This window comes from Daejeonella sp. (assembly GCF_049655485.1).
GTDB lineage: Bacteria > Bacteroidota > Bacteroidia > Sphingobacteriales > Sphingobacteriaceae > Daejeonella.
Genome location: NZ_JBASJU010000269.1, coordinates 1 through 6,441, shown reverse-complemented (window position 1 = coordinate 6,441; position 6,441 = coordinate 1). Strand labels below are relative to the sequence as shown.

The 6,441-nt window shown below is 42.7% G+C and carries 7 protein-coding genes; 4 read left to right on the top strand and 3 right to left on the bottom strand.

Translation table 11 applies throughout. The features are described 5' to 3' along the window. A partial coding sequence (locus WBJ10_RS11475; RefSeq protein WP_424290410.1) for a hypothetical protein occupies window positions 1-361 on the bottom strand: 361 nt, incomplete at its 3' end. Window positions 362-659: 298 nt separating this feature from the next. Here WBJ10_RS11475 and dcp point away from each other — a divergent pair. From dcp to WBJ10_RS11460, 3 genes are all read left to right on the top strand, one after another. Beyond that, window positions 660-2,786 carry a peptidyl-dipeptidase Dcp gene (gene dcp / locus WBJ10_RS11470; protein ID WP_424290408.1) on the top strand — a complete coding sequence of 709 codons (2,127 nt, stop codon included), beginning with the start codon at window positions 660-662 and terminating at the stop codon, window positions 2,784-2,786. 160 nt (window positions 2,787-2,946) lie between these two features. Next, complete coding sequence (locus tag WBJ10_RS11465) at window positions 2,947-3,171, top strand: CDGSH iron-sulfur domain-containing protein (protein ID WP_060875030.1); 225 nt, start codon at window positions 2,947-2,949, stop codon at window positions 3,169-3,171. A gap of 436 nt (window positions 3,172-3,607) precedes the next feature. Beyond that, a complete protein-coding gene (locus WBJ10_RS11460; RefSeq protein ID WP_424290405.1) occupies window positions 3,608-3,976 on the top strand; it encodes a response regulator in 369 nt (122 codons plus the stop codon). Window positions 3,977-4,246: 270 nt separating this feature from the next. On the opposite strand, the gene WBJ10_RS11455 is transcribed toward WBJ10_RS11460, so the two are convergent. Both WBJ10_RS11455 and WBJ10_RS11450 read right to left on the bottom strand, forming a co-directional pair. Next, on the bottom strand, window positions 4,247-4,504 hold the full coding sequence (locus WBJ10_RS11455; RefSeq protein ID WP_424290403.1) for a helix-turn-helix domain-containing protein: 258 nt from the start codon (window positions 4,502-4,504) through the stop codon (window positions 4,247-4,249). 189 nt (window positions 4,505-4,693) lie between these two features. After that, window positions 4,694-5,917, bottom strand: coding sequence for an MFS transporter (locus WBJ10_RS11450; protein WP_424290401.1), 1,224 nt, complete (start codon window positions 5,915-5,917; stop codon window positions 4,694-4,696). A 170-nt stretch (window positions 5,918-6,087) separates the two neighbouring features. Between WBJ10_RS11450 and WBJ10_RS11445 the strand changes: the two genes are divergently transcribed. Further along, window positions 6,088-6,354 carry a hypothetical protein gene (locus WBJ10_RS11445; protein ID WP_424290399.1) on the top strand — a complete coding sequence of 89 codons (267 nt, stop codon included), beginning with the start codon at window positions 6,088-6,090 and terminating at the stop codon, window positions 6,352-6,354. Window positions 6,355-6,441: the final 87 nt, after the last annotated feature.

Genomic DNA, 6,441 nt, shown 5'->3' with positions numbered 1-6,441 from the left:
AGTCAAGGTTTAAAGCATGGATTCCGTCTGATGTGTGTACGTTTAAACGACAAAAACGTGTGCTGATAAAGGTAATATCATTCACCGGAATAGTGATCATCTCTCCTTTTTCGGTGTCCAGATAACTTAAAGTCCCGTCCGTAATTTCGAGAAAGGATACCATGCGGCGGCCTCTCATATACATGGCCACTCCCGTGATTAAAGCCAGGGCAGGAAGCGCATAGGTGGGTTTATATTCGCTTGGATTATTTAATATAAATGCTGAAATACACAGAAACAATATGGTTAGAACTAACCTGTCTGTCAATAAACGCGCATCCTTGCTGGAACGATACTGCATGATGTTGTAGTGGTAAGTCATTTCTCGTTGGTTTTAGACCCCTGCTTACGTATGGTAAGTGAAAAGGTTTCAGGGAGTTAAAGAGGTAATAGGAGCAAGGAACAAAGAGCAAAGAATAAGGATCGAGCCTGCCCTGCTTTTTGACACATACTAAAATCACTGTTACCCCTGTGCGTTACCAGTCCTACATACAAAGCAGCATTAGTCTTCAATGAAAGAACCTACCAAACAACCACCCAGGTACAGTCCTTGCTCTTTGCTCTTTACTCCTATAATAACACACATTTTCCTTAACTTACACCACCAATTATAACCCCCTATGAAACATTTAACCTGTATACTATTAACTATGCTGGCGATTTCTTATGCGGATGGCCTCAGCGCTCAGACGGTAGCGGGGCTGGATAAGTCGAACCCCTTTTACGCACCAAGCACTCTGCCTTTCCACGCTCCTGCTTTTGATAAGATAAAAAACACCGATTTCAAGCCTGCTATGGAAGAGGGAATCAGGCAGCAAATGGCGGAAATCCAAAAGATTGCAAATAATCCGGCAGCACCAACTTTCCAGAACACCCTGGTGGAGATGGAGAAAAGCGGTAGACTGCTTAACCGCGTTGGAGCGGTGCTTAACGTTCTAACAGGGGCATTTACCAATCCCGAACTGCAGCAGGTGGAGCAGGAAATGGCACCAAAGCTATCTGCAAATAACGATGCGATTTACCTGAACACAAAACTTTTCAAAAGGGTAGAAGCGATATATAACCAAAGGGCGAAATTGAAACTTAATACGGAATCGGCGCGCCTTGTCGAATATTACTATAAGAATTTTCTTACCGCTGGCGCGAAGCTATCGGAAAGCGACAAAGAGAAATTGAAGAAACTTAATCAGGAAGAGGCTACATTACGTACTAAGTTCGGTCGCCAGTTGCTCGCAGGATCTAAGGCCGCGGCGCTGATTGTTGACACCAAAGAAGAACTTGCGGGCTTGTCTGATGATGCTATCGAACTGGCAGCGCGTAATGCAAAAGCTGCTGGCCATGATGGCAAATACCTGCTGGCCTTGCAGAATACCACGCAACAGCCTGACCTGGTTTCCTTGAAAAACCGTGCGACTCGCCAGAAGCTATTTGAAGCTTCATGGAACCGCACCGAGAAAAACGACGAGAATGATAACCGTCCTATCGTCGCGCGCCTCGCACAGATCCGTGCAGAAAAAGCGAGCATGATCGGCTTTCCCAGCTTTGCGGCATGGAAACTTCAGAACCAAATGGCTAAGAACCCGGAAACAGTAGAAAAGTTCCTCGCACAGCTGGTACCTGCAGCTACTGCTAAAGCGAAAGAGGAAGCTGCCGAGCTGCAGAAGTTAGTTGATCAGCAGAATGGTGGGTTTCAGCTAGCGGCGTGGGATTGGAATTTCTATGCTGAACAGCTTAGGAAAGAGAAGTACGACCTGGATGAAAATGAAATTAAACCTTACCTGGAAATTGATAATGTGCTTCAGAAGGGTGTGTTTTATGCAGCAAACCTGCTTTATGGAATTTCATTCAAGGAGCGTAAAGATCTGCCGGTTTATCAGGAAGACGTCCGGGTTTTTGATGTATATGATAAGGATGGAACGCACATGGCACTTTTCTATGCCGATTTTTATAAACGTGATAACAAGCGGGGCGGCGCATGGATGAGCAATATGGTTGGTCAGTCGAAACTATTCGGTACCAAACCTGTCATATACAATGTGTGTAATTTCACCAAACCTGCTCCCGGCCAGCCGGAATTAATTTCTTATTCCGACATGCGGACCATGTTCCACGAGTTTGGTCATGCTTTACACGGCCTCTTTGCTGATCAGTATTATCCTAGCCTTTCAGGTACAGCCACAGCCCGCGATTTCGTTGAATTCCCTTCCCAGGTAAATGAAAATTGGGCTATGGACCCTAAGGTGATAAAAAATTACGCAGTGCATTATAAAACAGGTGAGCCTATGCCACAGGCAATGCTGGATAAGATCAGAAAAGCTGCAGCTTTCAATCAGGGATATGCCTTTACTGAAGTATTGGCTGCTCATAACCTGGACCTGCAATGGCATAGCCTGAAACCAGGGCTCCCTTTACAGGACGTGAATAAATTTGAATCGGAAGCGCTTATTAGAACCGGATTGAATCTTTCGCAGGTACCTCCCCGTTATCGGTCTACTTACTTCAACCATATTTGGAACAGTGGGTATTCTGCGGGTTATTATGCCTATTCATGGACCGAAATGCTTTCAGATGATGCCTATTCCTGGTTCGTAGAAAACGGTGGACTTACCCGTGCCAACGGACAGCGTTTCCGCGATATGGTCCTTTCCCGTGGGAACACCATCGAACTTGGTAAAATGTACCGCGATTTCCGCGGGCATGATCCGGATATTAAGCCGATGCTGAAGAGCAAAGGATTAAATAATTGAGAGTGGAGAGTGGAGAATTGGCTACGGGTATTTTCACGCGGTACGTCAGCCAAACCACTAATCACTAACTACTAACCAAAAGAACTATTTACTTACAACTTATTACCTATTACTTACAAATTATAACTTACAACTTACTACTTACAACTTACAACTCCCCATGTCAAAAACAAAACTAACAATCAACAACAACGGTTCAGTGAAAATCGAGGGCGATTTCGAAATCGTGGATAGAAATGGAAACGCCTATGGTCTTCAGGGAAGAACTGTTCTTTCTATATGCCGCTGCGGACTGTCAAAGAATAAGCCTTTCTGCGATGGCGCACATAATGGACATTTTGAGCACGAAGCTGTCGCGTTTGACTTGCCGCCGAAGAAAGTTTAGGGAAGAACCAGGAACCAAGTATCAAGACTTTAGCCTGCCGGACTGTTTGGATGATATTCACTCCTACGGACCGGCAGTTACTTGATTTACCGGCCCGCTCTGCATCCAGCCTGTTAACCGGCAAATGGTAACTAACAAACCTGCCCCCTTATGCGGCTAACCTAACCCAAATCACTAATTTCTTCTTACTAGTCCCGATTCCTGTAAACTAGTCACTTTTAAAAAATATTAATCTTTATACGAATATTATTTTCTTGATAATTTAATATTTCCACTATCTATCTACCTAATGTTCAGTGTCTAGTAAAGGAAATTGTCAAATTAACATCAAGAATTTCCAATTCTTTTAATTCTAAGGCACCTTAATTGCAATTATACTGTCACATAGAAAAGAGTTTTGTCATAGGATGAAAATAACTATGATAAGATCCCCAATATGAAAGTGTTAATTGCAGATGACGAGTCCACGGTAAACAGAATGTTAGAGGCCAGGTTAATTAGAGAAAATTATTTAGTTGACTTCGTGACCGATGTAGCTATGACTTTATCACTAATTAGAAATAATCAATATGACGTGATATTATTAGACCCCATGTTCTCCCGCATTAGCGGATGGAAGGTCATAACTGAAATCCGTAATAATCTGCTGAATAAAACTACCCCTATAATTGTTGTTTCCGCTATATCTTCTGAGAAGCTGATAACAGATGTTAAAGCGTCTGGTGTAAAAGATTATATTGTTAAGCCCTTCGGGCTTGATTTAATCGTAACTAAGATTAAACAGTTTGCGAAGAGCAGGAATTAACAAATAAACCTCTGGTGTTATTTCCGCCCGCCCGGCTAAAGCCTTTCCGGTGAATTTAAAAGAACTTTATGTTATACAATAAGAGATAGATTGAATAGCGTCGTTTTACCACGGAGTGCACATAGAAAACACACGGAGAAGAATAGAGTACAGCACATTTGCCTCTTTGTTCTTCGTGATTTTCCTCAGTGCCCTCTGTGTTAAATATGCATACGAAGTATGCAATTAAGGTTAGAAATTTATATTCAGCGAACAGGAAAAATAGCTTCCTTAGTTAAAGCTCACAAGTCCAATTAACTCCTCAGTCTCCATCGAAATCAAATGCGCAGGCTCCACTTCTAAAACAGAAGATATTACAAATAAACGTTCAAGGGTAATCCTGCTGTAGCCCAGTTCAATTTTGCTATAGGCATTCTGAGAAATATTTAACTTCGCGGCAAGATAATCCTGAGTATAATCCTTGTATTCTCTAAGTTTACGAATATTTCCCGCAATCGTTCTGGCTTGTTTTACTGCTACTTCTTTCATACACTGGCGTTTTAGATGTGTTATATAAACGCAATTATCTCAGAAGCGGTTTTTTTGAAAGGAAACTTTATTGATAATTATGGGTACAAACTATTAAAATGCTCCCATATGCTTGGTTATTGTTACACTCGTAGTCATGATTAGTTCGCCTTTTACCCAACATTACTGTTTGAATTTGGGAACTAAGTATTAACGTCGTAATTCGTAATTCGTAATTCTTTTTTTTAACCTCGTATCCAACTTAAAGACAAACACCAGCGTCAACAGCGTAATAAAAATACCCAGATAGCCGGTGATTTCGTAGTTCTGTATACTGTTGTCAGGGTTCTTCACGACAATCAGCCCCGAGATTACAGAGGCTAGTCCTACGAATATCTGCTGAACAGAGGAGTTGAAGCTCATGAAGCTGCCGCGGCGCTCTGGAGGGACCACATTGCTGACCATAGCCTGCGCCGGAATGGTTCGGCCGGAAGAAACGACAAACCAGAATCCCGCAATACAAAGTACCATATAAAATGGCATCACCGGAAGGTTGGTTAAAATGGCAATTGGGAAAATAGATAGAATGGCCATAATTACGTATACCTTATGCTTTCCTACTTTGTCGGCAAGCCGGCCGATTAAGGGCGAGGTAATCAAAGTTGCAAGCCCGCCGGCCATATAAAGCATGGGAGTTTGAAACTTGCTGAAGCCCATGTTAAATTCCATATAGGGGTTCAGAAATGGGATGATCATAAAATGCCCGAGCATCAGACATGCGGTAAATCCCAGGGCCAGCAATTGATTGGGATCCCGCCCAACTTCTTTAATCAGCACCAAAGGATTGATACGGTTTTCTTTACTCTTCATATGCGAATCCATTTTGGGAAGGTAGCGCATCAGGAAAGGCACTAATAGCGTTCCAAACCCGGCAACGAAAAAGAAAGGACCATGCCAGTTAAAAATATTTGCCATATACAATCCAAAAGGAACTCCGAATACAGAAGCAACAGAAAAAGCGGCCATGATTATCCCCATTGCCATACCGCGGCGTTCATATGGAATAAGGTCGGCTACGATGGCAAGTACCTGTGCGCCAATAAGTCCGCCGAAAATCCCCGCTACAATTCTTGCCAGCAGTAAAAAGGTAAAAGTGGGAGCCAAAGCGCAGCATAAAGTCCCCAACAAGAATCCGATGTATCCAAATAAGAGAACCCGTTTCCGGTCGAAATTATCTACGAAGAAAGCAGCAAGAAATCCGGCAATACCCGCACTGAAAGTATATGAAGCCACCAGCATCGAAAATTGCTTCGGCGATATATTAAAATAAGGCATCAGGTAATTACCCAATGGCATCATGATCATGAAATCCAGTATGTGCGTGAAATTCAGTGCCGCAAGAAGGAGGAGAACGATTTTTTCTTTGGAGTTCATGAAGGCGCGAAATTAGGGAAATAATTGGTGGGGTGGGTTAGGGGAATGTCATTATCTGGGAAGAAGAAAGGAGCAAGGAACAAGGAGCAAAGAACAAAGACTTGGGTCGGCCTGTCATTTAAAATCTTTTTAATAGTGATACCCCTTCCAAAACTAACGAGCAATCATCCTTGTTCTTTGCTCCTTGTTCCTTGCTCTTTTTCCAGTTTTTATGGAATTTCCCCCTAAATTCACTCCTATTATCAAAACCCGAGAGCACGAAAGATGCTTCCACTAACTTCTTCATTTCCTACCTGCGTAAAGGGGTATATGTTTTTGAATACCCTTTAAGAGTAAGTCACTCCGGTAATTTCTCCAACGGTATTACTTCACTTCAGAGCATGTATGCACCGGAGTTTACGACGCATTCGGAAGGGAAACGGATACAGGTTAAGTGAAGAAGCGGTAGGCAGTTTGACTTGTCCTGACATAGGTTGACAAAAAACTTAGGTCAACGATGGACAAAAAGCAAAACAAGCCTCAGA